A 26,654-nucleotide genomic window follows, 5' to 3' on the forward strand; every position below is an offset into this window, starting at 1 on the left:
ATGACTCTTCTAGTCAGAAAAAACAGGAAACAGCAATGAATCGGAATCTATCTTTAGTATTTTCTATATTCTTACTTGCAGGAATTATTGTACCTGCATATGCTCAAACTGCTGATAATGTTGTAATTAACGAAGTCGACATTAATCCTCCTGGCGATGATTCTAAATCAATATCTGAATGGATTGAACTCTACAACCCTACTGATTCAAAAATTGATTTGAGTGGATGGCAGATTGCATCAACAACTGTTCTAAAGAAAACCATGACTATTGGTTCTGGAACTACTATTGCCCCTGGACAATTCTTGACATTTTCTTACCAAAGTGTTTGGTTTACTGATATTAACGAGTCCGTTGAATTACGTGATGCCAATGGAATTGTAATTGACAAGACCCCAATACTTTCAGATATTAAAAATGATTTTACATCTTGGCAGAGAATCTATGATGGTTATGATCTAGATAACTCTAATGATTGGAAATTTGTAACATCTACTTCTGGTTCTAGTAATGGTAAACTAGTCCAAGAACAACAAAAAGATGAGATATCTGTTACCCTTTCTTCTGACAAGTCCTCTTATTTGTTTGGAGAAACCGCTGTGATAAAAGGAAGTGTTTCTAAATCCGTATTTGTTGAAAAACCTTTCTTCCAGCCTGCAGTAATCACTGTAAAAATCACTGGGCCTAATTTTGATAGAACATTAACTTTGTATCCTGACTTGAATAAAAATTTCAAAACAACTTTGGGATTGCAAAAAGTCTTGGGAATTAATGAAGGCGATTATAACATAACTGCATCTTATGCTGGTTCAACTGCAAACACTTCATTTTCTGTAGGACATGAAATCTTTGAACAACAACAACAACAAGAAGGTTCTTTGAGTCTGACTACTGATAAATCCCAATACCTTCCAGGTCAAATGGTATCTATTACTGGTACTGCTACTGATATTATAGAATTCCAAGGAATGAAATTTACTGTAACTGATTCAGCAGGAAATACTGTCTATAATGGCAATTTATTTCCTGTAAATGGCCAATTCAAGACTAGTATTTTCTTATCCACTGTAAATCCTGTTTATGGAACTTATGAAATAATTGGTGAATACTTTGACAAATCTGCAATAGTTACATTTGATGTAGTTGAAGATATCAAGGAAACTGTCCCAATATCTCTTTGGACTGACAAGGAAGTTTATGCTCCTGGTGAATCTGTTACAATCACCGGACGTGTAAATGATGTTTGGATTCCATCGCTTGATTTAGAAATAGTCCAAACAAAGAGTCTTGCTTTGGGTACTGGCAATCAACTTGGTGGTGGTAATGTTTTGAAAATTTTAGATGTGGTTAGAATGGATGGTGATGGTAAATTCAAATATTCGTTTACTATTCCTAACGCTGATACCAGATTAGGTGATTACAAAATTAAAGTTTCAAAAGATATTGGCTCTGTAAAAAAGACCATATTTGTTGTAAAAGATCCTGAAAATTATGTTCCTATAACTGATCCTTTAGTTATTACTACAAACAAACTTGTCTATGATTTTACTATGGATAATGAACTTGTAATCCGTGGTCAAATAAAGAACCCTGTGGATAGAACAAGTTTTGAAACTCCTATTGTTTTAATTTCGTTTAAAGATAAAGATGGACAACCTCTCTCAATGATTGCGGTTCCATCTGGAATAAATCAAGGAGCTTCTGGAGGTAAAGGTAGTATCACTACAAGTTATGAATTCACGGCTATACCTGAAACTGGTGGTACTTTTTCTCTAACTGCGGATATTAGTAGAGGAATATTTTCTGAAGGAACATATATGATTACTGCTAAGTATCTTGATTTTTCTGCAACTACTTCTTTTGATATTGTCGATAATTTAGCTGGTGGTATTGGGGTTTCTCTTGATAAAGATGTTTATGGTTTAGGTGAGAAAGTTATTGTTAGTGGTATAATCCCTAATGACCGTTCTGTCACTATTTCAATTACCAGGCCTGATGGTACAAAAACCACCTATGGTACTTTTGTTGATAACCAAAGGTTTTCTTGGTCGTGGACAACTCCTATTTCAGAGCGATATCAGACTTTGAAAGATGATGGTGACCGAGATGTTGTAAATTCTAATTTTGGAATTTACAAGATTAGAGTTGCTGGAGATACATATAGTAAGAATTTATTGTTTAAAGTTTCACCTGATCCTGAAAATGATTCAATATCTACGACTCCTCTTTTTGTCACTACTGAAAAATCCCTCTATCAGGCTGGAGAGAGACTCAAAGTAGTTGGAAATGTCATTCCTCGTCAACAAGGTGAAGAAGGTCTAGTAGTACCAGAACGTGTAATTATCAAAGTTTTAGATGGCACATTCCCATACAAACAAATCCATGAAGCAGCTGTTTATCCAAAACAAGGGGGTGAATTTTCTAGTTTGTTTGAATTACCTCCAACTATATTCAGTGAAGGTCTTTATTCTGTAAAGGCCATTTATTCAACCACTCAAACAACTTCGATGTTTAGTGTAGCTAACGACTTCGCTTTTGGTGTTGACGAACCTGTATCATTATTAGTATCTACCGATAAAACTGAATATCATCCTGGTGATACAGTTATCATTTATGGAAAACCAAATAAATTAATTTACTTGGAAGCATATGATGTAAGCATTATTAAAAAATCTGATTCAGAAATAACTTGTGGTTCTTTTATTTGTGGTGCACATGTTGGCACAGTAAAATCAATTCGTCCTAGTCCTTCTGGCTCATTTATCCATGAATTCCCAATCAAAAACACATTAACTTCAATTGGAACATATGAAGTAACAATTGATGCTGACTTTGAAACAAAACATCTCAAATTCAATGTTGTTGAAGCCCCACCTACACCAAAATTAGAAACAGTAATTGAAAAAGAAAACAGAATTCCTGATACAACAATTTCTGTTTCAACTCTTGAAAAAACTATAGATGATGTAACACTTTCGCCAAGAGTTGTTTCCGGTTCTTTACTTACTCCGATTAGAGATGATGTTTCAGATGTAAATCTTAAGGTTTCCTCTCAAAGTGGTATTTGTATAATTGGTCCTGATGTTGACTGTCTTGTTAGTGAATCTACTAGAAAACCTGGACAAATCTATGATACTGTTGAAGTTGATGGAATGAACCTAAATGTAAGGTACAGTGGCTCTGATGTACGCCTAGAAAAATTTAGCATTTTACCTGAATCTTCTGAATCATTCTTACCTAATTCTGATTGGAATATAGAAGTGCTCAAAGATGATCAAGTTTCTAGATTCTATTACAAGGTAACTTACAAAGCTTTAGAGTAAGTTCAAAATACTATTCACTTGGAACTTATTTAAAATGAAACTTCAAGTTTTAATGTTTTATCAAGATGATCCCAAAAAATGCACAGCTGCCAAAATGGTAAAGTTTGGTCTTGCTCAAAACATTAAAAAAATTGGAACAAAGGGCTTAGTTTTGGATCCTTTCTCAGAAAACACCTTGATGCCAAAAGACAAATCATTAATCAACTCCATTGTTGGTATTGATTGTTCTTGGAATTTGGCTGATCAAGCATTCTCAAAAAAATTTAATGGAATAAAACGAAAACTTCCACCATTGCTTGCAGGAAATCCTGTAAACTATGCAAAATTAAATAAATTAACCACTGTTGAAGCTTTGGCAGCATCCTTGTTCATTTTAGGACAAAAGGAACAAGGTTTAGAATTACTTGAAAAATTCAAGTGGGGTCATACATTCTATGAATTGAATCAAAATTTATTTGATGAATACTTGAAATTAGAAAATGAAGAACAAATTGAATTAATTCTAAAAGACTATGGCTTGCTGTAATGTTTCTTTAGTAAAATAATAATTCCAATAATTATTACTATTGGAATTATCCAAATTTCATAACTTTGTTTATTTTCTAAAAATTCTATATCTTCTGAAGAACTGTTGGGTAACTCTGTTTTCATTTCAGTTACGATGAAACTTGTTTCGTAAAAATCTGGTTTAAGAACTGAATCAGACACTGCAAAAATCTTTACATTGCTTGTTCCTACTTGCAATTTCTCTGAATCTGCTGAATCTATATTGATGCTGATTTTGTCTTCAACAACATCTATTGATTGCGATGAAATCATGTTACCTTTACTATTTGTTAGAAAATACAAGATTGAATCTGTATTTTTAGCCTCAATTTTGATTAAAAATTCTGTTCCTCTCTCAATTACATTGTCTAATTCTATTCCTGTAATTAGTGGGAATTCTGGATTTTCAAATTCTGACCAACTTCCAACTTTAAATGGATATGAATCATCTTCAAATGAACTTACTGTGATTGTTCGTGATTCAGGTGAGTATGATTCTAGATAAAATGGCCCGTTACTAATTACTGCATGATTGTTTTCTTCAATCCATTTTATAGATGAGTCAAATCTTTCTTGGAAATATTTTGATTCTAAATTGTTATTTTTTAATGAAACGGGTATGTGATTTGAATCTCTAAACTCTTGCAAATAATTTTTGATAAGATCTGCATCATTTGGAATGATTAATGATAACCAATTCACATTCTTATTTGTTGCACCTGATCTAGAAAATGACACTTTACCATCTAGTACTGCTTTCTCCATTGCTGCAGAAATCTCCCAAGGCATTGTATTCCAAATGACTGCCCAATCTGCAATCTCCCCTTCATCAAAATGCCAATAATCTACATAAACTTCGATAGTGTCTTCATCAATTTGATTTACGCCAATTATTGTCTGAATACTCTGAGCAGCTCTTGGGGTAAATTCTGTATCAAACGTCCTGTCATTTTCATCTGTTTGTGTTCCCCACTCAATTGTAAAATACAAAGAATGCATAATGTCATTCATGTCTATTTTTTGACCGTTATGCCAATTCCCAAAACTAAAATCAAAAATTACTTTGCTTTTAGATACTGTATTTGGTTTGATGTTTTCCCATTTTTGTATTTCTGGATTCCACATAACTGCTTTTGTTGGAACTACAATCTCTCCATTTGGACCTCCAGTCTCTACCTGCCAATTTGTTCTAACTGGAAATGTTTCTCCAGTAAAAGGATGTTTGAATGTTCCAGGATCTGACACTATTCCCCAAATATGTCTGCTATAACTATCCGTTAAACCCATAATTGGATTCCATGCTCCTTGATAGATTTGTTTGACTCCAATTACTAGTTCGTCTTTTTGACTTTGTGCATTAATTGGAGTGAATCTACTTGGTACTCCTGCTCCAAAGTCATTTACAACTCCACTTACTTTTTCATTTACAACGTACTGATCAATTTTACTTGCTAGAAAAATTCTCACAGATTCATTAATTCCTTCAACAATTGCATCTTGAATCAACTCTGATCTATCCTCAACAGTTTCAAAATTACCTGTGTAGATTTTTTGTGTAATTTCATCTAATTCTGCATTTTCATAATTCCAGTATGACGGGTCATTGAATCCTGGCATATTTGAAAACCATGGAGAATACATTTGACCTAATCCCACTGAATCATATTTTACAAATGCTGAACGCCCCCATCCCTCTGTATACAAACTCCATTTCAAATCCGAGGGATTTGAACCATATACCACAACAAATGCTTTATTCAAATCGCCAAAATCTTTCTTGACTGAGAATCCCACTCTCTCTAATTCTATTGCCAAAATCTCCCCAATTGATTTTCTAACTGGGTCGTCACTTCTGATGAAAATTCTAATCTCTATTGGTGTTTCATCTATTTGCCATTTTTCATCAATTTTTATTGCTCCTCTTTCTTTTAGTGCATTTGTGATCATTTCTTCTGCAAGTGCCGGATTGTACTTGAAATTGAATCTCTCTAATTCTTCTAGTATTGTTAGGTATTCAGGATCTGTTGGTCCATAGTATGAGATTATTGGTGCCCCGTATCCTCCCATCAATTCATTTACGATTAATTTCCTGTCTACCAAATAATTCAAAGCAAATCTGATTTCTTTAATTGAAAATGGGTTGAAATTTTCAGATTCTGCTGGATTTACTAGAATGCTGTATGATCCTCCAGTTGAATCAAACACTTGTAATCCTTCTCTGGCTTGATTGTTTTCTAATCTATCTGATGAAATTCTGTAATAGTAAATGTCTAGATTGCCATTTCGAACTTCTTCTAGTGCTGTATTCTCATCAAGATACTGAATAAATTTTACAGAATCAAAAAACACATTTTTTTCTGCAAACACCTGATTATGTCCAATAATTACAATTGAAAGAGCTAGTATGAAAACTAGCAATTTTTTCATATCAATAATTTAAGAGGCTCATAATAAAACCTATATCATAATACCCTGTTCTTTTATTTCTTAAAACCTAAATTCCTTTCATGATTCATGAATTTCAATTGAAAGTAAATCACAAAATGATTGTTGGCCTAAAAGGAATTATTCCGGGTGGTGTTTCTGCTAAAGATTTTTCTGCTGTCACTAAAATGACTGAGACTGAATCAAAAATAATTTTAGATGAATTTGTCAAAAATCAAATTGGAAATAAACAAGATAATTTTTACTATTTTGAAGAAGGTGATAAACTAAAAATTGCAATATATTTACTTGAGAAGGGATTATCTATCGATGAAATCTCTGTTGCTCTAGATTGGAAAGACTTTGAAGGATTAACTGCCGAAATACTATCTTCAAAAAATTTTGCTGTCATAAAAAATATGATGCTCACAAAACCTAGAATGGAGATTGATGTTGTAGGAATTAGGTTGGGTGTTGCAATACTAATTGATTGTAAACACTGGAAACGCTACAGTATGTCGTCTCTTTCATCTGTTGTTAAAAAACAAATTGAACGAACAAGACAATATGTTGCAAAAACACAAGGTGCAATCGCTGTCCCTGTTATAGTTACGTTATATCAAGACAAAGTAGATTTCATTGAAAACGTACCTATAGTGCCAATATTTCAATTCTCGTCATTTGTTGATGAGTTTTATGGTAATATTGAACAGATGAAAACTATAGAAAAAGACTAGTTATGAAGAATATTACTCCTCCAATCACGAATCCTTTGGTAATTTTTAATGAATTATCTAATGCCTTTGAATAGTCTTCATAGATTCCCTGTCCCATAACTTTAACCTCTGTCTCGTTTTCTAAAATCTCAAACTTTGCAGTTGTAGTGCTTGATTCAGCATTGTTTGCAATCTCTAAGAACCACTTTGCAAGTTTATCTGCACTTGTGATCAGCCCCAATTGATAGTATCCGTTTCTATTTCTGGCTTTAACTGGAGCATAATGAGTATCTGATGTACAAATCTCAAGTAATTGAAGGTCTTTTTTTGCAAACAAATCTATGATTTTTTCTCTTACACCATTTTCCATATTGTTTGCATCTGCCCAACCAAGAAAGTATTTCTTTTCATTAATTTTAAGACAAACAATTCCTAATCCTCCCATTCCTAAATCTTCTGTCCACACATCCATGTCATCTGAATTTGCATATCCAAATTCAATTGGAAAACTATCTTTTGTAATTAGAGTATCCAAACAAGACTTTGCAGCTTTTAGCATATCTTCCCCATCTTCATTTGAAATTTCCTCTCCCATTGCATTGTGGCAATCAACGATTAGCGGTTTTGAGTAATTTCTGTTTTTAGCATATTGTTCAATATCATTTTTCATATAATTTGGAATATCTTCCATCCCGTGTGGTGATAATGATAAGAATAGTAAGGGATTCTTTCCAAATAGCAATCCAATCACTCTTGCTTTGTTAATTTGTACAGTTACAGGCTCTGTACATTGCAATCCCTCTTCTTTGACTTTGCTATTTTCTAAATTTTTTAGATAATTCTCAACTTCATTTTTTGATGGAAGATTTAGCGCATGATCTGATATGCTATGCATTACCATTGCTGAAGATGACAAATTTTTGTAAATCAAATATGGTATGTTGCTTCCTCCTACAGGATGATATGGCCCTGGGTGGATTTCAGGTAGCACCATTCGGAATTCTTTACCTCCATCATTTGCAGATAATCTGATTTGTGAAGTTGCTACTTTGGTTTGGCTAGAACGCTCTTCCATTATTTCTTCAGCTTCTGTATGATCATTTTTTTGTGATGCAAGATATGCTTGAATTGTTTTGTGAGTACTTTCCATTCCAGGTCTTCCTGCTCTATCTGTAAGTACTGACCACACACTTGCAATTATCATAAATGAAATTCCATAAAACAATGCCATTGGTTCACTTAGCATTGGAACCCACAAATCTTGTGGAATTAGAACTGCAAACATTGCTAGTGGTTGAACAAAGCAAATTGCCCATGCTTTCTTGAGACTTGCTCCTAATGTGGTGGTGTAAATTCCAATTCTAAAACTTGCAAACAAGAACATTCCAAAAGTTACAAAGAATAATGATGTCTCTTTACCTAATACAAAACTTGCCAGTAATCCTAACAATACAGTTGCCGCCCACAACATATTTGCAAATAACGAAGAGTGTAACGACTTTGAGTACTCTTTTTTCTTTGTGAATCTTGTATCAAGTAACTGTGTTAAGAAAAGAACTACAATTACTACTAGAACCACATTCCATGATTCTTCAATACTTGTTCCCAAATATCCCAAAAGTGTAGTGAGTGAAATTATTGCAGCTACTCCTAATGATACGAATAATGAAAAGTAATGTGATGATGGATTAACTAAAGTAAGGGAGAACCTGTTGTGGATATTTGAAACATCGTCTGGTGCGTTTTCCATTGTTTATTCAGGGAGCTAAAAAGATATCGATAACCCATGATATTGAAATTAAACTAATAGGAATTGATACTACGATTCTTGGATCCAATTTGAATCCCTTTGTCTCATCTTCAAAGAATCTCATGAGACCTCCACTTGATGCTGGAAGTGGTGCTGATTTCTTATCTGCCATTCTAATTCGAAAACAAGGATTTTGACATAAATACTTTATTGTCTATTTTTTTACCTTTTCTATTGTCTCTAACAATGAATTAATTGATTTTAGTATATCTTGTTGCTTTGTGTGATCTTTTTCTTCTTCTAGTTCTTTTGATAAACCTGCAAGTTTCTTTTCTAGAGTTTCAATTAGTGGTGATTGGGTTTCTTTTTCTTTAATTTCTGGGATCTCTTTTTTCTCAGGCTCTCTACCGCAACTTATGCATAATGCATGACCCTCTTTCATCACTCTTACCCCCTTACAATATGGGCATGGTTCACTAAGTAACGTTGCTCCTTGCAGTAACATCTCTGCTGCTTTTTTTGTGAGATCTTTTGACACTGTTTTTCTTGCATTTTCTATCTAAAAAATCTCATTATTTTTTAAAATGCATCATTTCAAACAAGGCTTAATAGTGCGTATAATTGAATTTATTTCGAACGAATGGCAGTAATTTGTAATACTTGTGGTCTTCCAGAAGACTTGTGTGCATGCGGTGAACTTGCCAAAGATAGCACCAAAATTATAATTCGATTAGAAACAAGACGATTTAAGAAAAAAGGTACTATGATTGAAGGCTTGGATCCTAAACTAAATAATTTAGAGACTGTTGCAAAAGAACTCAAAAGCAAGTATGCATGTGGTGGAACTGCTAAAGAAGGTTACATTTTCTTGCAAGGTGATCATCGTGATACCATCAAAGAAACTTTGACTAATCTAGGTTTTGCTGAAGAAACTATAGAATTACATTAAAATAAATTGCAAAATCAAAACAAACTTCTCCAAGCTATTGGAATACCTTTTACTGCATTACTTTCAGTAATCTTTGGATTACTTTTAGTCTCTTTTCCGATAGGGATCTTTGTCATTTTTGAAAGTGATATTGGTGGTGATATTAATTATGATTTTCCTGTAACTCATTTAGAATTATTTGAAGGAACGTCTGTCTATCAAACTGCATCTGATGTTAGTATAGGTGATGTATTTGTTGGTTTGTGGATTTTTTATGTGGTATTGTTTGTGATTGCCATTTTAGGTCCTAAAACAGGATTTTTAAAATCATTTACATCCATCATCTCTTTTGGAAAATATGATTCAACTTCAAACTATATGCTTGGTGTTACCAAATGGCTATCTATTCTGGTATTAGTTTCTGCATTGATTAATTTTGTACAAGAACAATTTGGAATTGTTACAGTCCCTCCACTTGATGATAATGACTTGATACAATTTTTCTATGTCTCACTTGCACCTTTAATAGAAGAGATTGGGTTCCGTTTAATTTTAGTTGGAATTCCATTATTTGCACTTTATTCTAGTAGGTCATCTGTAAAATACTTCTTCAAATGCTTGTGGTCTCCTAGGAATCTTGATATTCATGATTCTAAAAAAGCAATCTTCTTGATTGTCTTTGTTGGTGTGTTGTTTGGATTTGCACATATTGCATTTGCAGAATCTTGGAGTGAAGGTAAATTTGCTCAAGCAACTGCTGGTGGAATTATACTAGGATGGGTTTATCTTAGGTTTGGATTTGTTGCATCTTTACTAATTCATTGGGCTACAAATTATTTCATATTCTCTTATGCAAATTTCTTATCTCAGATTAACTCTATATCTATAGAGAGTGCATTTTCACATTCGTTAATGTCTACTCTGGAACTACTACTTTTAACATCAGGCATATTGTCTGTGTGTATGGTGTTTTTGAATAGATATTATTCTAAAAAAGAGTCGACACTAGAGATTTAAGGCTACTTTCAAGCCTTTGTATCTATTTCTGATTGTCACTTCTGTGACTCCTGCAGCTTCTGCTACATCTCTTTGTGTTTTGTTTTCACCGTTTGTTACACATGCAACATACAATGCAGCTGCTGCTAATCCCATAGGATCTTTTCCTGCTGAGATTTTGTTTTCTTCTGCAGTTTGTAAAATCTTTGTTGCTTTTCTCTTTGTCTTTTCTGATAGACCTGCTTTACTTGCAATCCTTGAAATACATTTGATTGGATCTACTACTGGCATCTTCAAATTTAATTCTCTTAACAATAACCTGTAACATCTTGCAATATCTTTTCTTTTGATGTTGCTTGCTTGTCCTATATCTTTTAGTGTTCTTGGTGTTTCAGTATCACGACATGCAGCATACAATGCTGATGCAATCAAAGCTGAAATGGAACGTCCTCTGACTAGTCCTTTCTCCAATGCTTTTCTGTAAATATAAGCTGCTTTTTCAATTACTGCATCTCCTACTGCAAGTTTGTCTTTTAGTCTATCTAATTCACTAAATGCTTGTCTAAAGTTTCTATCAACTGGCTCGTGAACTTGACTTCTACTGTCCCATGTTCTTAATCTCTCAATGGTACTTTTCATAGAGGCTGTTAGTGGTTTTCCAGTTGCATCTCTGTTTTGAGGATTGATTACAGTTGCCAATCCCATATCGTGCATGGCAAGTGATGTTGGAACTCCTGCTCTGCTTTTGTTTTCACCTTCGTTTGAAAATGATCTCCATTCTGGACCTGACTCTTCTACTTTATCTGTAATTACAAATCCACATTTACCACAAAAATTCTCACCAGTGTTTGCATCTGTTACTAGTGTGCCCTTTCCACATCTTGGACATCTGTCCTTTGGATTTACTGTTTTAACCATTCTTTATATCTCCCAAAACCTTTTATGATAATATTTAACATTTTCTAAAACATTACTTATAAGTCTGTTGGTGATCGTACCTAAAAAAAGACTATTTTTGAGTATTTTTTTGATTTTTTTACGCTGTTTCTAAAATCTGTTTAATTTTTTCTGCAATGTTTGGCTTTTCTTTTTGTTCTAAAAGGAATTTCAAGTCTTCAACATTATCGACATCCCACATGATTCTCTTTACAAATACCATTGCAACATTTAGTGTGTGCTCTTTTGCAGTATTCATGTGAATTTTGTAACTGTCTTCATCGTAATGGGTCTCCATCAGATCAATTGGCATTCTTACAAGTGCATTAGTTCCATCAAACCTCCTTGATGGAACAATTATTGCAAAATTAGGTGGTGATTTGTAGTTTAACATAAAGTCAATATCTTGTGTTTTGATGTAGGGTATATCTTGAGGAAAAACAATTGATACATCAAAATTATTTTCTAATAGATACTTGTCTGCTAGTGCAACTGCACCGTTGACGCTTTCCTCTTTCTCATCAATTATTGTATGAGTATTGAACTTTTCTCCAATCTCAATTGCTTTTTTCTCTTTTGTCACCATTACTATTTTATCAATTTGAGGTGAGATTGAAACTGTGTGTAGAATCTCTTCTAACATCACTTTGCACAAATCCTCTATTTTCTGCGGAGATAACTCTAAACGCGTCTTTGCATTAGAGAAAGTCTTTACAGGAATTATTGCAGCTATTTTCAAATTACACGTGTACTTGTTTTAGAATGAAATTTGCTAATGCATCTTCAGCTAATTTATTTTTCATAGTAATTTTTGTTTCAAAGACTTTCATGTCTAAACTTTGAATCTTCTTTGAGAGCATTCTATCTTTAGTATCTACAATTATGTTAGAACATACATCTGAATACATTTTTGCTAACCCATAGGCATTTGATTCTATACCTGCAGCCTGCATGTATTTTGCAGCAGGACCACTAATTGCATTATCTCCAATTAATGGACTTATTGCAACTACCTTTTTCTTAATTTTTGATAACTCTTTTCTAATTCCTTTAATTTGAAGCATTGGGCCAATTGATGTTAGCGGATTTCCTGGAGCTAAAATTACCATGTCTGCATCATGTATTGCATTAACTGCTTCAGGATTTGGACGTGCTTTGTCTGCTCCGATATATTGAATTCCTTCAACAGGATCTTTTCCTCTATGTTTTACCCAATATTCTTGCAAGTGTAATTCTCCTTTGTCTGTGATAATTCTTGTTTCAATACTGTTGTCAGTTACTGGAATGATGTTTGCACTAACTGCAAATTTTTCACACATCCATTTTGTAATATCACTTAGATTTTTTCCATTCTTTAACATGTTTGTTCTAATCAGGTGAGTTGCAGCATCTCTGTCTCCAACTCTAAACCATGTCTCTTCTCCAAATACTTCCATTTGACGCAAAAAGTTGAATGTGTCTTTTTTGATTCCCCAACCTTTCTCTGAATCTAATAAATCTGCTAATCCGTATACTATTGTGTCAATATCTGGACATACATAGAGTCCGTACAACCAATAATTATCTCCAACATTACTTACAACATTGACTTTAGATTCTTGAGATACTAATCCTCTAACTAGTTTGACTGAACCTGTTCCTCCTGCTAAAACTGTAATCATGCCATTTTCTCCTAAAACTGCAAAGTCTGCAACGCTTACTCCATATTACTTTTTCAAAAATTTGCGATCATTATGTTGGATAAGTTTATTACTACAAATAATTGCTCTCTAGATCGTGTCTAGGGTAGCCGTTTTAACCGTTTTACTCGCTGGTCTTATCATAGTAGGTTCAACTGGTTCTGTTTTTGGTGCCCAAATGGATGCAAGAATAAACCCAAACAATGAGACTTCTCCATTTAAGATGAATTATCAAAAAACAGTATTTATCGAGTATCCAAATGGCGGAGACCTATTTGATGTCTTGAGAGGTCAAGAATGGACTGTTGAAGGAACTGCAGATTCCTCAGATCCTGGTGTTAAAAATTTGATGAAACAACTCAATGATAAAATTAAAGCAGATGGCAGCCAGGCTCACATTTCTGACTTGAAAGTCTCTTATGATATTCACCTTAAAGCAAGAAACATCAACACTTCTGTTGATTATAGAGTGATTCTTGAAGGAACTCTTTCAAACTATGTAATCACTAAAGACTCTCAAAAAACTTTGGTTGATTTAGGATGGAGAGGATTAACTGCAACTGATGACGTTGTAATTGATGGACATGAACTCAATTTCCCAATTAACATTTTACTTGAAATGGAACCTGAAGCAGCAGCCTTCTTTGTAGGAACTGAAGCTGAAGATGTTTTACATAGAAATCTTATTGATGCTAACTTTATCTTAAAACAACCACTAACAAACTGGCACTTTTTGTTTGACCCAACTGGTATCAATGTTGATGCTGGAACATTTGGTCTAAGTGATGAGATTGCTGGATATGTTGTTTCTAGCTGGACTATGGGTGAAAGTAGTATCAGAGAAGGAAGACAGGTAGAAAGAGTCTTTGAAGCCGAAATTATGGCAGATCAACTTTATGTTGTTAGAAGTGTTCAATCATCAGACCAAGGAAACTTGTATGCAATTGGATTTGGTGCTTTAGATATTTTTGATGGTGTTGAAATTGCAGGTGTAACTCCAACTCCTCCAGAAGATTATGCTACTACATCAACAGGTGATTTCCCTGTGATGATAATTTATGGAATGGCAGCAATTGCAGGTATTGCAGGTGGTGCATTCTTTATGTTTAGTAATCGTGCTCTAAAGAACGAGAAAACAGGCCAACAAGGAATATCTCCTGATAGACTCCAAGGCTACCAAACTAGTTCTTCATCTGGTGGCTATCAAACCAACAGAGGTGAAGCACAACTCAAAGATGATAATGACTATCAACAAACAAGAAGCGTTTATGATAACTCTTCAAATTCAACACCTCCACCACAAGCAGCAACTCCTGCTACTGAAGAAGAAGCAGCATGTGGATGTGCTGCCTCAGCCGAGATGGGCTCTGAATGTGATTGTGCAATGCAAGGTGCATGTTTATGTGATGCAACATGTCGTTGTAACGCAGATATCTGTAAAGAACAAGTCAACTCTATGAGTTAGTTTTTTAGAAATTTTCTCTAGTTTTGCTAATGGGGTTTTTATCAAATCTTAAAAAAGAATTGCAATCTGCTAAAGCAAAAAAGGCTGCTCAAATTAATGGGAAAACTCTCAAGGGATTACTCAAGACATTCAAAGAAGAAAGAGACAGAATAGAAAAAGAAACTGGAACTCGTCCTGAGATTGATGAGACAACTAGAATGTATATGCAAAAAATCCTAAACGTTTGGATTTCTGAAGGGAGAAAAATTGATGACGAAAAATTTTGGAGAGAAGTAGATTACAACAGACAGTTTTCTCATCCAGTTGAGTATTATGAAATTAAAAATTAAAAATGTGTGCTGGGAGTAACCCTCCTTCTGTTTTCACGATATTTCGCTTTGCAGCCTACCTGAACTTAGTACAGGAACTTACAGTTCTGTTTGGCTTTGCTCCATGTGGGTCGGCTTTTTCATTCCTTTTATGGAAATCTCAGGTTTTCACCATCACAGTGCGCCATATTGGATTTTTTTTCTGCTCCGTTGCCAATCATCTCTGATTATCTATCTCCAGATCACATATCCTGTATGGAGGGAGGAGTTTCCTCTGCCGTAGCAGCGTGTCGTGCTCCAGCTCACATAACTATACTTTTGATTTATCGAATTTGAATATTGCCTAGTTTTTTGTGCCTATGATGAACAAAGTCCCGAATTCTCTTTTCCATTTTTTTCTACTTTTCAAATCTTTGATGTGTTTGGTTTTTACTTGAAAACCTGCATTTTGAAAAAATTCTTTCCATTCTTTTTTTGAATGCCAATGCATTTGGATTTTCATAATGTCTGCCCATCTGGCAGTTGCCTTGTTATCTGTGTAAAAATCAGTCCCACAAAAAAACTGGCCTCCTGGTTTTAACAACTTGTATATTTTTTTGAGTGCCTCTTCTATGGAATCTGAATAATAAAGTGTCTCCATTGAGAAAATAAAGTTAAATTTTCCTTTGTATTTCCATGATTCTATATCTGTGTGTACAAATTCTTCTTTTTTACTGTCTTTCTTCTTTTTTGCCTGAATAATCATTTTTTTACTTTTATCAATTCCTATTGCTTTTTTACAATTATTTTCTTTAGCAATTTTTCTTACAACCCATCCATTCCCACAACCTACATCAAGAAATGTAAATGGCTCATCAAATGATATTGTATTCAAAAATTTTGATACATTTTTTCCATGTTCTACCTCCATTAACTCTGCTCTGCCGTTTTGAGCCCACTCGTCAAATGTTTTTCTAACTTTGTCCATGTGTTTTGTTTTTTTATTTTACATTATAATCTTCGTCTTACTGATCATTGATATGAATAATTTCTACGTGCGCCTTATATTCAATTTTTACAAACATTGTTTGAATAGAAATGCCTGATGAATCATGTAGAACATGTGGTGGAAAATTAACTGAGCATACAAAATGTGCTTATTGTATGAAGCCAAATAGCATGATTTGTCAAGATTGTGCTCTTAGCACAACTGAGCAGTTTCATTCTATTTGTATGTCTACTAAGACAAACCAGACCAATACCGTGCCCTTTTTCAAGTCTGGCAACTACCCTAGGGTAGTTGCCATGGCTTGATCTTCCTAATTTCTACCCTTAACCAAATTAAACAATTGTCTTACTGCTAGTTTTGGATGACTAGTTGCAAGTTTTAGCATATTTGATAACCCAAAGTCTGCTTTAATAAAATCTAAAAATTCTTCTGGCTTTAACTCACTAATGATATCTAATTCTTTATCCCAATCTTCGTCAGTTAGCCCAATCCATCTGTCTTGAACTTTTCCTGCAGATTTTATTTTAGACTCAATCGCTTTTTTCCAATTATCTTCATACTCTGATAGTATTTTCTCTGAAGTATCATTTGCCTTGATTGCTTTTGATGCAACCTCTCCTGCTATTCTTCCAAATTTTATTGCATAACGGATTCCTTCTAAGACCAATGGGTTTGCTTGACCTGCAGAGTCTCCCACCAAAATTAAATTATCATAAACTGTTTTTCTTGAAAGCCCATCATTTGGAATTAACCCATAATGGAATTCTATTGGTTCAATTTTTCCCAAATCTGCAATTGGACCTTCTTTGTTTTCAATGAGTTCTTTTAGTCTGGTTGTTGGGTCTACTGGGGAATCTGGCTTTCCAATACCTACTCCAATTCTGGCAATATTATTCCCTAAAGGAAAAATCCATGCATATCCTGCAGGTGAATATTTTTCTCCAACCATCAACCACCATGTATCTGCTTGAACATGTTCTACTCTTGCTTCATATTCTGCCCCGGCCCCAAATCTCTCCCACTGTTGAACCAATCCCATTGATTTTGCAACAGTTGATTGAAAACCACTAGCATCAATGATTATCTTTCCATAAAACTCAATTTCTTTTTCATTTCGAGTTGCTTTTACTCCAATTATTTTTCCTGACTCATCTTTGATTGCTTCTTTTACCGTAGTATTGACAAAAATTTCAGTACCCTCTGTTTCTGCTTGTGATGCCAGCCACCGATACGTCTTTCTTACATCTAGTACTGCAGAACGTGCAATCTCGTCCCCAATACTTACTTTGTTGTTTGGTGAATAAAATACAAAATTCTTTACTGGATTATAACAATCATCTGGAATTCCAAACTCTTTGATGTTTTGAATCCACGTAACTCCGCTAGTCCTAACTGATTCTGCAATTGATTCTTCTTTTTCAATTAAGACTACTTTCAATCCGTTTTTTGAAGCAGCATATGCAGCTGATGATCCTGCAGGACCTCCTCCTACAACAACTAAATCATAAGTGTCTGACAATTGGTTTGAATCAATAACATCTAGGATATAATTTTGAGGTCTAAAAAATTATTTTTTCAATACAGGCACACCGTTTGAATCATTTTCTCTTTCAGGATCAAATGTACTCATATGTGCTGGGTCTCTATGCATGTAACTGTGAGTTTCACCTTCTGACTTTCTGCAGAATTTTGAATGAATCGTCTCTTCTATTTTTAATGTAGTTTCATTCTCGTGAAATAGTCGTTTTCCACATTCTGGACATGTGAATTCAGGCATAATTTTACACAATATCAAATCTATTTAGATGTTTCAGAGCCACAATCATCTTCCTGATCCGAAACTTTAGATGTTTAAAAATCCCTTATTTTTCATGGATGAATCTGAAATCTCGTCTTTTGTTATGTGGTCTGCAGTTACTGGAATCATAATGCTTGTCACCGGCCTAAGTTATCGTGTATATTTGAGGAAAAGGAATCATGAGATCTCTTCGACCTGAGAAATGTCTATCCTTCTGAAGCTGTCTTTCCACCATCAACATTTAGAATTGTTCCAGTAACCCAACTTGCTTCATCTGAAGCCAAGTACGCTACTGCATTTGCAACATCTTCTGGTTCTCCAACTCTTGCAAGTGGTAATCTTTCTTCGAGTACTTTTCTTGCTTGAGGATCATCAAGATATGGTTTGATTGAACCTGAATTAATTATTCCAGGATTAACACAATTACATCTAATGTTTCTTCTTGCATACTCTACTGCAATTGATTTTGTAAACATGGGGATTGCTGCTTTTGTGGCAGAATACACTGCTAAATGAACTCGTGGAATTGCTCTTTCACTTGAGATGGAACCAATGTTTACAATAGAACCACTTTTGACGTCTGACATTTTTGTCAAAACAGCTTTTGTCATGTTAAACACTCCCATCAAGTTTACATTGATTAGTTTTTGAATTTCTGAGTTTGGCATTTCATGAAAATGTACTGGGTCATTAATTACACCTGCATTGTTAACAAGAATGTCTATTTTTCCATACGTGTCCATGATTTGATTAACAACTTGTAATGCTTGAGACTCATCTGTCAAATCACAAGTAATGGGTACTGTGGAGTCCTCATTTCCTATATCTTTTCTTGCCTTTTCCAATCCTTCTAAATTCCTTGCAACAAGAACTACTTTTGCTCCTTCTTCGACAAATTTCTTGGCAATACCTTTTCCGATATCACTTGATGCCCCTGTAACAATTGCAACTTTATCGCTTAATTTCACAATATAGTATACTCGTAATAGCTTATAGAATTTTTGTTGAATTTCGTTCTTGATTATTTAGATTCGTTAATTCTTTTAATATATTCGATAATTCCTGTATAGTCGATCTTGCCTAATCCTTCTTTTACTGCATTTTCATAAACTTCTTCAGCTTTTTTTATCATGGGTAACTCAAGTCCTAGAGATTTTGCAGCATTTGTCATTGTGGTGATATCTTTTTTGAGATTTTCAAGTGTAAATGTTGGCTCATATTTTCCATCAATCATTTTGAATGCCTTGTTTTCACTCATTCCGGTTTTAAAATAAGTAGAATTTAAAATCTCTAGAAAAATTTTAGGATCTACATTTGATTTTCTGACTAGTGTGATTCCTTCTGATAATGCAAGTGCAAGCATTGTGATTTGAAGATTCATTGCTAACTTGATGGAATGTGCAACTCCTTTTTCTCCTAAGAAAAATACTTTGTTTGCAATTTTTTCAAAGATATTTTTGCATTCTTCAAAACTTTCTTTATCTCCTGACACCATCATTACTAAATCCCCAGTAATTGCTACATTAGGGCCTCCCATGACAGGGATATCTAATTTGTTTATGTTAAATTCCTGAAACTTTACTGAAATATTTTTTGACTCTAAAGGATCTATTGTGCTCATATCTGCAACAATTAATTTTTGATTTTCTCCTTTGACAATTCCTTTTTCACCAAACGACACTTGTTTTACTGCTTCAGCATCTTTTACTACTATTATTACCAAATCTGATTTCTGTGCAACTTCTTTAGGAGAATCTACAACTATTGCACCTTTTTCTTTTGCTTGAATTGTTTTGTCTTTATTTCTATTGAAAACTGTAACTTCAAACCCTGAATCTAACAAATGTAGTGCTACTGCATTTCCTAGTATTCCTAATCCTATGATTCCTATTTTTTTCATATTCTAATGACGCTCCTCTTCTTCAATTTCCCAATGCCCATTTCCAAATCTTGTAACTGCAAATTTTAATTGTCCAACTGTTTTGTCTCCTTTTTTGACTTTTGCAAAATCAAATTTTTTCATACTGAATACTTTGTCTTTTGGTTTGTATCCTCCTTCGATAACTTTAACTTTGAATCTTTTACTTGCTTTGATTATCATTTTTCTAGCCACTTGAACATCCCCAATCCATGAGAACATTTCAAAATCTCCAAAATTCTTTGTAGATACGGTATACCCATACAGTCTTGCCTCAAGTTTTGTTTTTTGAGATTTTGCATATTCATTTAACCATGTAACTACTTCTTCCCCGTGACCTTTTTCCACTCCAAAAGTTTCTGAATCACTCATCTACAAAACCACAATATTGAACCATAATAATCATTTTCGATAATTGTTAAACTAAAATATTGATTTGACTCAAAGCATTCATGCTTACAATTGACTGTACTGATGTACTGCCCATCAAACACGAACTTGTAGTGTATGTATCAGATCAAGTCGCAGCAATTCCCACTCTAAAAAATAATCAATTTACTTTGTCAACTCTGGAAGACGATGAGATAATTGATACTAACACTGTAATCACTGCAATCAAGGAATTTTTAGACTCTATAGGTGAGGGTAGAAATTTTGCAGTTATTGGAAATCATAACATGATTAGTATTACATCTGTATCTGGAAAAGTAATTGAGCGACAAGCTTCTCAACAACAAGAGATGTTCTCATGCTCTCATTGTGGATTTGTAACCCAATATCAAGTTGAATTAGAGACTCATATGAGAATTCATTATCTCTGAATCTTTTTAAAAATTCTAGGTATTGTATTTTTTCTAATTTCTGGAATTTCTATTGCCATTACAAAATTGTAATGTGGAAATCTTTTTTTGTATTCTGAAATGTAACTTTGTGCTACATTATGTGTTTTAAAATCAACTCGTACTCCTTCTAGTTTAATCTCTTTTCCAAAAACATCATAGATTACTATTGAATGATTGTCTGGTTTAATGTAGAATTTTGTACTACAATACCACGCAATTCCTAATACTACTACAAAAAATCCTGTTACAAATTTGTCCAGAATTTTTCTCATATGTTGATTTTCAACAGGATCTTTATAAGCACTAATTACTGTAATTTGTTATGGATAAACCATCAAGAAATAATGTTTCAAAGGTTTATTGTGAAAAGTGTGATCTTGTGTTTGAATCTAGAGATCGATTTGAAAAACATCTAGATAGTCATTCTTCAGGTGTTCAATGTGAGGTTTGTCCAATTGATACTGCAATTGCAAAATTTACTAATCTGTTTAAACGAAAATCGTCTCGTAATTTGGAATAAGTTTTTTTAACTCTTCTAATTTCTTTTGAACATGAACAAAAAAGGCGTGATTATAGGCGTCGTTGTTATTGCAATTATTGCTGGAGTAGCCGCATCTTTGTCTTCTACTCCTGCTGAAACTGTAAATCTTGACATGACTAGAACTCATGGGACCATTTCCACTGCAATGGGGTCTCCTATCTTAGGTGATCCGTCTGCTCCTGTAACTATTGTTGAGTTTGGAGATTATCAATGTCATCAATGTTACAATTGGTTCCACAATACAAAACCTGCTATAACTCGTGATTATATTGACACTGGAAAAGCTAATCTGGTTTTTGTTGATATGGCCTTCTTGGGAAGAGATTCAAGTCCTGCATCTCAAGCAACTTACTGTGCTGAAGACCAAGGAAAGTATTGGGAATATCATGATATGTTGTATAATGCACAAGAAGATAAAATCGATGGCGGTTGGGCTAACACTGAAAGACTAAAGGCTTTTGCATTTTCAATGGGATTAGACATGGAATTGTTTGAAAGTTGTCTTGACTCTGGAAAGTATTCTAAACGTGTTCAGTATAACACTCAACAAGCCAGAGATCATGGTGTAAGAGGAACTCCTGGATTCTTTATTGTAGGTCCAGATGGGCAACAACAGATTGGTGGTGCACAACCATTTTCTGTCTTTAAACAAGTTCTGGATCCATTGGTATAGATGACAAGTACAATCAAATTTGTTTTTTCAAATCAAAAATACATTGCACTTTCTTTTGCAATATTCATTCCAATGCTTGTTGGATTATTGATATTATCTGAGTATATTTTCTTAGAACCTTATGTGGTAAGTCATCTTCCTAACGGCACTGAATTTGGATTTGCGCTTATTGTAATAATTTCAGCATTATCTGCAATAGTTCTCCCAATGAATGTTTTTAGAATTAGTGTATTGAAAAGTTCAACACAAAAAATGGGTGGTGGTGTAATTGGCTCTTTTGTTGGTGCAGCAGCTGGGGCATGTAGTTGTGGTCCAATTGGATTTGCAGTAATCTCAACATTTGGTTCTGTTGGTGCAACTGCAACTGCATTTTTGACTAATTATGAAATCCCTCTACGAATAATCGCTATTGGGGTTTTGGTAATTACCTATTTTACAACTGTAAAATCCCTCAAAATCGAATGTAAATTTGATCCTTGATTTGATTTACTAGAAATCACCATTTAGGCAAACGTTTTCAACCTTTGGATGTATCTTAAAGTCTGATGTATTGCTTGTGTGACATTCATTTATGTTCCAATTAGGCCAAGTAGGAGAGATCCAGACGCCGATGAAATCGAAGATGCTGAAGATTAGCATCTTTTTCCCATTTGATTATGAATAAATGAATTTAGGAAATTTTCAAAGTCGAGCTATTTATTTGCCCTTTTCAAGTTTAACGTAATGCAAAATTGGAATTTAATTGCTGGAATTTTGATAATTGCCAGTCCGATTCTATTTTCAATGATCGCATATCCTGATTCTGTAGCTTGGAGTTGGAATGAGGGAAGAGGAGGATATCTTTTTGCACTTGTTTTTGTTGTAGCTGAACTAATCGGTCTAAAGATTATAATTTCAAAAAAACGATTACTTGCAGTAATTCCTATTGCATTATTGACTATCTCTTATCTGATTTCATTAGAGTATGGTCTAAGAGATTACATTATTGCATCTGCAGAACAATTTGATGTTCAATTAATCTATTCTTGGACATGGATGTGGGACTTTGTTGTTATGGCCATCTTCATTGTTGTTGCATTAACTATCTTCTTTGGAACCAGATGGATTCGAATTGCTCCTGCAGGACCTATTTTCTTAACTGGTACTGCAATTATCTTATCTCTTGATGCATTTTTCCCATATGATACATTAGGTCCATTACAATACATCGTTCCATATTTTGTACAAGCTAATGTTTGGGTAATCACTGTACTTGAACTTGGTACTGCTGTTGCAAGAGACAATGTCATGTTCTTGCGTGGAGATCATGGTTCAATGGCCTTGCAAGTATTTTGGCCATCAGCTGGTGTTCATAGCATTATCATTTTCTCATTAGTTATTGGCGCATTCATGCTCAAGATGAATATTCCTAGAGCAAGAAAATCAATGTATTTTGTTTTAGGTATTATTGGAACAATTATTGTAAACTTGATTCGTATTTTCTCTTTATCTTGGTATGCCCTCAAAGTAACAACTGACCCAGTGGCTTGGGAGGAATATCATAAAATTGCAGGTGAAATAATGTTCCTGCCGTGGCTGTTTGCATTCATTTTGGTAGTCATACTAATAGAATCTAGACGTCTCAAAAAACAAGAAGAACGAGATGGACTTTCTAAAAATAACTCGTAATGTCTCTTTGTCCTTGATTCTCTGAAAGTTCTGAAACTTTAACTCCTAATCGTCTAATGGTAGCTGTTTGAGTTTCTAGTGCTTCTTTTAGTAACTGCTCTGCAGTTTTTTCTAATTCATCTAAACTCATAGTAGAATTTCTGAGCATTTTTGATTTTGATTTGTTTGATAAATCTGATTGAACAAAACTTATTCCAACTGATTTGAACATTTGATTCTTTTTTTGAATTATCTCGTGTACTTCTTTACATAATTCTAACAAATTCTCTAAAAGAAATTTGTAATCTTTTGAATCTTTTTTTAGAGTAACAATTTTTCCATGTTGGATACTTGGTTCTCTTTTTTTTACTTGGTCATCATCAATTCCTCTTACTGCATTGTAGATGTAAGTTCCACTTTTTCTACCAAATTCTTTATTCAAAGTAAAAACATCGAGTTTTTTTACATCTCCTATTGTTTCTAAATTCATTTCAACAAACCTCTCTTCTGTTTTTTTACCAATACCTGGAATGTCTCTTATTTTTAATGACTCTAAAAATACATCAATTTTTTCAGGTGAAACTAATGTTAACCCATCTGGTTTTTGAAAGTCTGATGCAATCTTTGAAATTAATTTATTTGGAGAAATTCCAATTGAACAACTAAGTTTTGTTTTCTCTCTTATGGAATTTTTAATTTGTTGTGCTAGATGACTTGCTTTGTGAAAATCTCCTTCAGTTCTCTTTGTGACATCCAAATATGCTTCATCCCTTCCTACATATTCAAAAATATCTGAAAACTCTTCGATGATTTTCATTGCTTTTTCAGACATTTCAGAATAGTAATCAAAATCTACTGGCAAAAACACTGCATCTTTTCTCTCTTCTAATCTTTTTTTAGCAAAGATTATTGGAATTCCGGATTTTGCACCATACTTTCTTGCAGTATAATTTGCAGTTGCAATGGCACCACTATCTCCTCCTCTATCTGAAAAGACACATACACAAACTGGTTTTGATTTTAATTCTGGTGACCTTATCTCTTCACACTGGGCATAAAAATAGTCAAAATCTATGTGGAAAACGATTCTTGTTTCCAATGTTATAGGATTAACTTTAGATTATTACTATATTGCGTGACTTGTATGATTCAACATTTTTTATCATTATACTCGATGATGAAATAATTTTTACTTGTTAATTTTCATTACATGCTAGATGATGATTGGTTATTATGCGAACGAGAACTCTCATGGGATTGGGATTTATCATAATCTTTGTGATTTTTGGGGTTGCAAGTTATTTTCAATTGTATTATTCTTTGGAAATACGTGATGTAACTGAATATCATCGAAATATGAGCATTCCTGCAATTACGGTTCTCAATCAAATCCAACTCAATTATCAGATGATGCATATGGCAACAATGCAAATGATCCATGAAGATCCCTCATCTAATACGTATCTGGAATTTGAAAAAAAATTTAAAAAATTTGATCAAGGACTTGACGAACAAATTCAAAAATATGCTGATCTGACATTCACAAAATATTCTACAGGAGAATATCTTGCACCATTGATGATGCGGGAAATGATGTTAAATTATGTTGATTTACTAACTCAAAAATCTGATGAACATGATATAATTTTTGAACAATACCAAAATAATGATATTACAAAATTTGAAGCCATAGAACTTTTAGAAAAATCTGAAATTGATTTTCATAAAATTATGGAACAGATCTCTCAGATGGAAATTGATGGAATGAATCTAGTTCAAGAACAAATCCTAGGCATTGAATATAGAATGCAAAATACTTTTCTAATATCTTCAATTGTTGCTATTATTGCTGCAATATTTATTCTAATTCTTTCATCACAATTTATTGCAAAACCCATTAATCAGTTAACTTCTATGACCCAATCTATTGCAAAGGGAGATTTTATTAAAATTAAACCCACATCAAAAAATACTGATGTAAATGATATTTTACAATCTCTAAATCACATGTCTTCAGAACTAGAAAAATATAAAACAAAAATTATCAAACAAGAAAAACTTTCATCTATTGGTGAACTCTCTTCAAGACTCGCACATGATATTAGAAACCCTCTAACTGTAATCAAAGCAACTTTAGACATCATAAAAGCTAGAAATACTCTTACAGAAGATGAACTAGAAAAATTTAATCGAGTAGATAATGCGATGCAAAGAATTAATCATCAAATAGAGAATGTTTTAGATTTTGTAAAAAATAAGCCATTGGTTTTCACGTCTCAATCAATACAGCAGATTTTAAATTCTGCACTTGAAGATATTGTTAAACCTCAAGGAATTAGTATAGATGTTAAAGGACATGATGTTATAATTGATTGTGATTATGAAACCATAAAAATTGTTTTTATCAATATAATCTTTAATGCAATACAAGAAATTGGAGATGATGGCAAGATAAAGATTACAACTGAATCAAAAGATAATCAGGCAATAATTCAGATTGAAGATAATGGTCCTGGCATACCTGAAGATACCTTGGAGAAGATCTTTGAACCCCTGTATACTACAAAACAAGAAGGAACCGGATTGGGGCTTGCAAGCTGTAAATCAATAATAGAGCAACATCATGGAAATATCTCAGTAAAAAATAATCCAACTAGATTTATTATTAAAATTCCACAAGAGCAAAAATAATCTATTTCATTATCAACACTTTGTTTGTAAAAAATATTAACAAATTAATGAGCCATTCCATCTAAATACCCAATTAACTAACCCCTCATATGGACTATCCTGTATCTGTTGATGAAAATGGATTGAAAATAAAACCTGAAAAAATGGAAAAAGAGAAACTCTATCATTGTATTTTCAAGGAAAAAGCAATGTTAGTTTTCAAAGATTCTCAAGATGTTATGAATTGTTATGAGATTGAAGAAAAAGATCTTGTTGAAAAAATCAAACAGATTAGCAATGATGACGATCTAGAAAAATTATTTGATGACTATCTCAAAGGACAAGACCTGAAAAATTAAATAAAAGCGAGAGAGCATTTCGTTATTAAAGGAATAAAGAATTGAGTGATAGAAAATCAAAAGACGCAGAAGACATTTTATCAGAATTTGACTCTAGAAATAAATCCGAACCTGAACCAACACCAGAACCAGAACCAACACCAGAAC

29 protein-coding genes and 1 other RNA gene are annotated in these 26,654 nt (G+C 33.5%); 14 read left to right on the forward strand and 16 right to left on the reverse strand.

Translation table 11 applies throughout. From position 1 onward, the window contains the following. The first annotated feature begins 35 nt into the window (after positions 1-35). Together ACX12B_RS07980 and ACX12B_RS07985 are read left to right on the forward strand one after the other, a co-directional pair. Positions 36-3,323: a lamin tail domain-containing protein gene (locus ACX12B_RS07980; protein ID WP_459353491.1), complete on the forward strand. Its 3,288-nt coding sequence runs from the start codon at positions 36-38 to the stop codon at positions 3,321-3,323. Between the two features lie 34 nt (positions 3,324-3,357). After that, positions 3,358-3,849, forward strand: coding sequence for a DUF367 family protein (locus ACX12B_RS07985; RefSeq protein ID WP_459353492.1), 492 nt, complete (start codon positions 3,358-3,360; stop codon positions 3,847-3,849). Here the strand turns inward: ACX12B_RS07985 and ACX12B_RS07990 are convergent. Beyond that, positions 3,834-6,296 (reverse strand): ABC transporter substrate-binding protein, encoded by a 2,463-nt coding sequence (locus ACX12B_RS07990; protein ID WP_459353493.1) that lies wholly within the window; start codon positions 6,294-6,296, stop codon positions 3,834-3,836. The genes ACX12B_RS07985 and ACX12B_RS07990 overlap by 16 nt on opposite strands. 80 nt (positions 6,297-6,376) lie before the next feature. Here ACX12B_RS07990 and ACX12B_RS07995 point away from each other — a divergent pair, with 80 nt between their 5' ends. Beyond that, on the forward strand, positions 6,377-7,030 hold the full coding sequence (locus ACX12B_RS07995; protein ID WP_459353494.1) for a hypothetical protein: 654 nt from the start codon (positions 6,377-6,379) through the stop codon (positions 7,028-7,030). Here the strand turns inward: ACX12B_RS07995 and ACX12B_RS08000 are convergent. The 3 genes from ACX12B_RS08000 to ACX12B_RS08010 are packed head-to-tail and all read right to left on the reverse strand — an operon-like array spanning position 7,014 to position 9,297. Then, positions 7,014-8,759 (reverse strand): DUF2070 family protein, encoded by a 1,746-nt coding sequence (locus tag ACX12B_RS08000; RefSeq protein WP_459353495.1) that lies wholly within the window; start codon positions 8,757-8,759, stop codon positions 7,014-7,016. The two genes, ACX12B_RS07995 and ACX12B_RS08000, sit on opposite strands and share 17 nt — an antisense overlap. 7 nt (positions 8,760-8,766) lie before the next feature. Further along, on the reverse strand, positions 8,767-8,931 hold the full coding sequence (locus ACX12B_RS08005) for a preprotein translocase subunit Sec61beta (protein WP_141975998.1): 165 nt from the start codon (positions 8,929-8,931) through the stop codon (positions 8,767-8,769). Positions 8,932-8,973: 42 nt separating this feature from the next. After that, positions 8,974-9,297 (reverse strand): Sjogren's syndrome/scleroderma autoantigen 1 family protein, encoded by a 324-nt coding sequence (locus ACX12B_RS08010; RefSeq protein WP_459353496.1) that lies wholly within the window; start codon positions 9,295-9,297, stop codon positions 8,974-8,976. 102 nt (positions 9,298-9,399) lie between these two features. On the opposite strand from ACX12B_RS08010, the gene yciH reads away from it, so the two are divergent. Together yciH and ACX12B_RS08020 are read left to right on the forward strand one after the other, a co-directional pair. Further along, complete coding sequence (gene yciH, locus ACX12B_RS08015) at positions 9,400-9,708, forward strand: stress response translation initiation inhibitor YciH (protein WP_141975992.1); 309 nt, start codon at positions 9,400-9,402, stop codon at positions 9,706-9,708. A gap of 6 nt (positions 9,709-9,714) precedes the next feature. Then, entirely contained in the window at positions 9,715-10,704 is a 990-nt protein-coding gene (locus ACX12B_RS08020) for a CPBP family intramembrane glutamic endopeptidase (protein ID WP_459353497.1), read from the forward strand. Here ACX12B_RS08020 and ACX12B_RS08025 read toward each other — a convergent pair. The 3 genes from ACX12B_RS08025 to cofD form a co-directional block, all read right to left on the reverse strand. Next, complete coding sequence (locus ACX12B_RS08025; protein ID WP_014962921.1) at positions 10,693-11,601, reverse strand: transcription initiation factor IIB; 909 nt, start codon at positions 11,599-11,601, stop codon at positions 10,693-10,695. The genes ACX12B_RS08020 and ACX12B_RS08025 overlap by 12 nt on opposite strands. 118 nt (positions 11,602-11,719) lie before the next feature. Next, positions 11,720-12,358, reverse strand: coding sequence for a 2-phospho-L-lactate guanylyltransferase (cofC, locus tag ACX12B_RS08030; RefSeq protein WP_459353498.1), 639 nt, complete (start codon positions 12,356-12,358; stop codon positions 11,720-11,722). A gap of 1 nt (position 12,359) precedes the next feature. Beyond that, complete coding sequence (cofD, locus tag ACX12B_RS08035; RefSeq protein WP_428326698.1) at positions 12,360-13,280, reverse strand: 2-phospho-L-lactate transferase; 921 nt, start codon at positions 13,278-13,280, stop codon at positions 12,360-12,362. Between the two features lie 115 nt (positions 13,281-13,395). Between cofD and ACX12B_RS08040 the strand changes: the two genes are divergently transcribed. Continuing rightward, positions 13,396-14,763 (forward strand): hypothetical protein, encoded by a 1,368-nt coding sequence (locus tag ACX12B_RS08040; RefSeq protein ID WP_459353499.1) that lies wholly within the window; start codon positions 13,396-13,398, stop codon positions 14,761-14,763. Positions 14,764-14,792: 29 nt separating this feature from the next. After that, positions 14,793-15,092: a hypothetical protein gene (locus ACX12B_RS08045; protein WP_459353500.1), complete on the forward strand. Its 300-nt coding sequence runs from the start codon at positions 14,793-14,795 to the stop codon at positions 15,090-15,092. Between the two features lie 4 nt (positions 15,093-15,096). On the opposite strand, the gene rnpB is transcribed toward ACX12B_RS08045, so the two are convergent. The 7 genes from rnpB to ACX12B_RS08080 form a co-directional block, all read right to left on the reverse strand. Next, positions 15,097-15,377, reverse strand: an RNA gene (rnpB, locus tag ACX12B_RS08050) — RNase P RNA component. 37 nt (positions 15,378-15,414) lie between these two features. Continuing rightward, on the reverse strand, positions 15,415-16,038 hold the full coding sequence (locus ACX12B_RS08055) for a class I SAM-dependent methyltransferase (protein WP_459353501.1): 624 nt from the start codon (positions 16,036-16,038) through the stop codon (positions 15,415-15,417). Positions 16,039-16,369: 331 nt separating this feature from the next. Next, positions 16,370-17,578: an NAD(P)/FAD-dependent oxidoreductase gene (locus ACX12B_RS08060; RefSeq protein WP_459353502.1), complete on the reverse strand. Its 1,209-nt coding sequence runs from the start codon at positions 17,576-17,578 to the stop codon at positions 16,370-16,372. 48 nt (positions 17,579-17,626) lie between these two features. Beyond that, entirely contained in the window at positions 17,627-17,836 is a 210-nt protein-coding gene (locus ACX12B_RS08065) for a hypothetical protein (protein WP_459353503.1), read from the reverse strand. Between the two features lie 227 nt (positions 17,837-18,063). After that, positions 18,064-18,825: an SDR family NAD(P)-dependent oxidoreductase gene (locus ACX12B_RS08070; protein ID WP_459353504.1), complete on the reverse strand. Its 762-nt coding sequence runs from the start codon at positions 18,823-18,825 to the stop codon at positions 18,064-18,066. Between the two features lie 53 nt (positions 18,826-18,878). After that, positions 18,879-19,757: an NAD(P)-dependent oxidoreductase gene (locus ACX12B_RS08075; protein WP_459353505.1), complete on the reverse strand. Its 879-nt coding sequence runs from the start codon at positions 19,755-19,757 to the stop codon at positions 18,879-18,881. Between the two features lie 3 nt (positions 19,758-19,760). Next, positions 19,761-20,147, reverse strand: a complete 387-nt coding sequence (locus tag ACX12B_RS08080; RefSeq protein ID WP_459353506.1) for a hypothetical protein — start codon at positions 20,145-20,147, stop codon at positions 19,761-19,763. Between the two features lie 80 nt (positions 20,148-20,227). Between ACX12B_RS08080 and ACX12B_RS08085 the strand changes: the two genes are divergently transcribed. Beyond that, positions 20,228-20,596, forward strand: a complete 369-nt coding sequence (locus ACX12B_RS08085) for a C2H2-type zinc finger protein (protein ID WP_459353507.1) — start codon at positions 20,228-20,230, stop codon at positions 20,594-20,596. Here the strand turns inward: ACX12B_RS08085 and ACX12B_RS08090 are convergent. Further along, positions 20,587-20,889, reverse strand: coding sequence for a hypothetical protein (locus tag ACX12B_RS08090; protein WP_459353508.1), 303 nt, complete (start codon positions 20,887-20,889; stop codon positions 20,587-20,589). The two genes, ACX12B_RS08085 and ACX12B_RS08090, sit on opposite strands and share 10 nt — an antisense overlap. A gap of 50 nt (positions 20,890-20,939) precedes the next feature. Here ACX12B_RS08090 and ACX12B_RS08095 point away from each other — a divergent pair, with 50 nt between their 5' ends. The 4 genes from ACX12B_RS08095 (at position 20,940) to artG (ending at position 23,499) form a co-directional block, all read left to right on the forward strand. After that, positions 20,940-21,137: a hypothetical protein gene (locus ACX12B_RS08095; RefSeq protein ID WP_459353509.1), complete on the forward strand. Its 198-nt coding sequence runs from the start codon at positions 20,940-20,942 to the stop codon at positions 21,135-21,137. Positions 21,138-21,168: 31 nt separating this feature from the next. Beyond that, positions 21,169-21,831 (forward strand): DsbA family protein, encoded by a 663-nt coding sequence (locus ACX12B_RS08100; RefSeq protein ID WP_459353510.1) that lies wholly within the window; start codon positions 21,169-21,171, stop codon positions 21,829-21,831. Further along, positions 21,832-22,311 (forward strand): hypothetical protein, encoded by a 480-nt coding sequence (locus ACX12B_RS08105; protein WP_459353511.1) that lies wholly within the window; start codon positions 21,832-21,834, stop codon positions 22,309-22,311. 243 nt (positions 22,312-22,554) lie between these two features. Next, positions 22,555-23,499, forward strand: a complete 945-nt coding sequence (gene artG, locus ACX12B_RS08110; RefSeq protein ID WP_459353512.1) for a thaumarchaeosortase — start codon at positions 22,555-22,557, stop codon at positions 23,497-23,499. Here the strand turns inward: artG and dinB are convergent. Next, the gene (gene dinB / locus ACX12B_RS08115; protein ID WP_459353513.1) at positions 23,483-24,577 is read right to left on the reverse strand and encodes a DNA polymerase IV; all 1,095 of its coding nucleotides are present in this window, start codon (positions 24,575-24,577) and stop codon (positions 23,483-23,485) included. The genes artG and dinB overlap by 17 nt on opposite strands. A gap of 134 nt (positions 24,578-24,711) precedes the next feature. Between dinB and ACX12B_RS08120 the strand changes: the two genes are divergently transcribed. Together ACX12B_RS08120 and ACX12B_RS08125 are read left to right on the forward strand one after the other, a co-directional pair. After that, a complete protein-coding gene (locus ACX12B_RS08120) occupies positions 24,712-26,169 on the forward strand; it encodes a sensor histidine kinase (RefSeq protein WP_459353514.1) in 1,458 nt (485 codons plus the stop codon). An 89-nt stretch (positions 26,170-26,258) separates the two neighbouring features. Further along, the gene (locus ACX12B_RS08125) at positions 26,259-26,507 is read left to right on the forward strand and encodes a hypothetical protein (RefSeq protein WP_459353515.1); all 249 of its coding nucleotides are present in this window, start codon (positions 26,259-26,261) and stop codon (positions 26,505-26,507) included. Positions 26,508-26,654: the final 147 nt, after the last annotated feature.

It is taken from the genome of Nitrosopumilus sp. S6 (genome assembly GCF_054515815.1).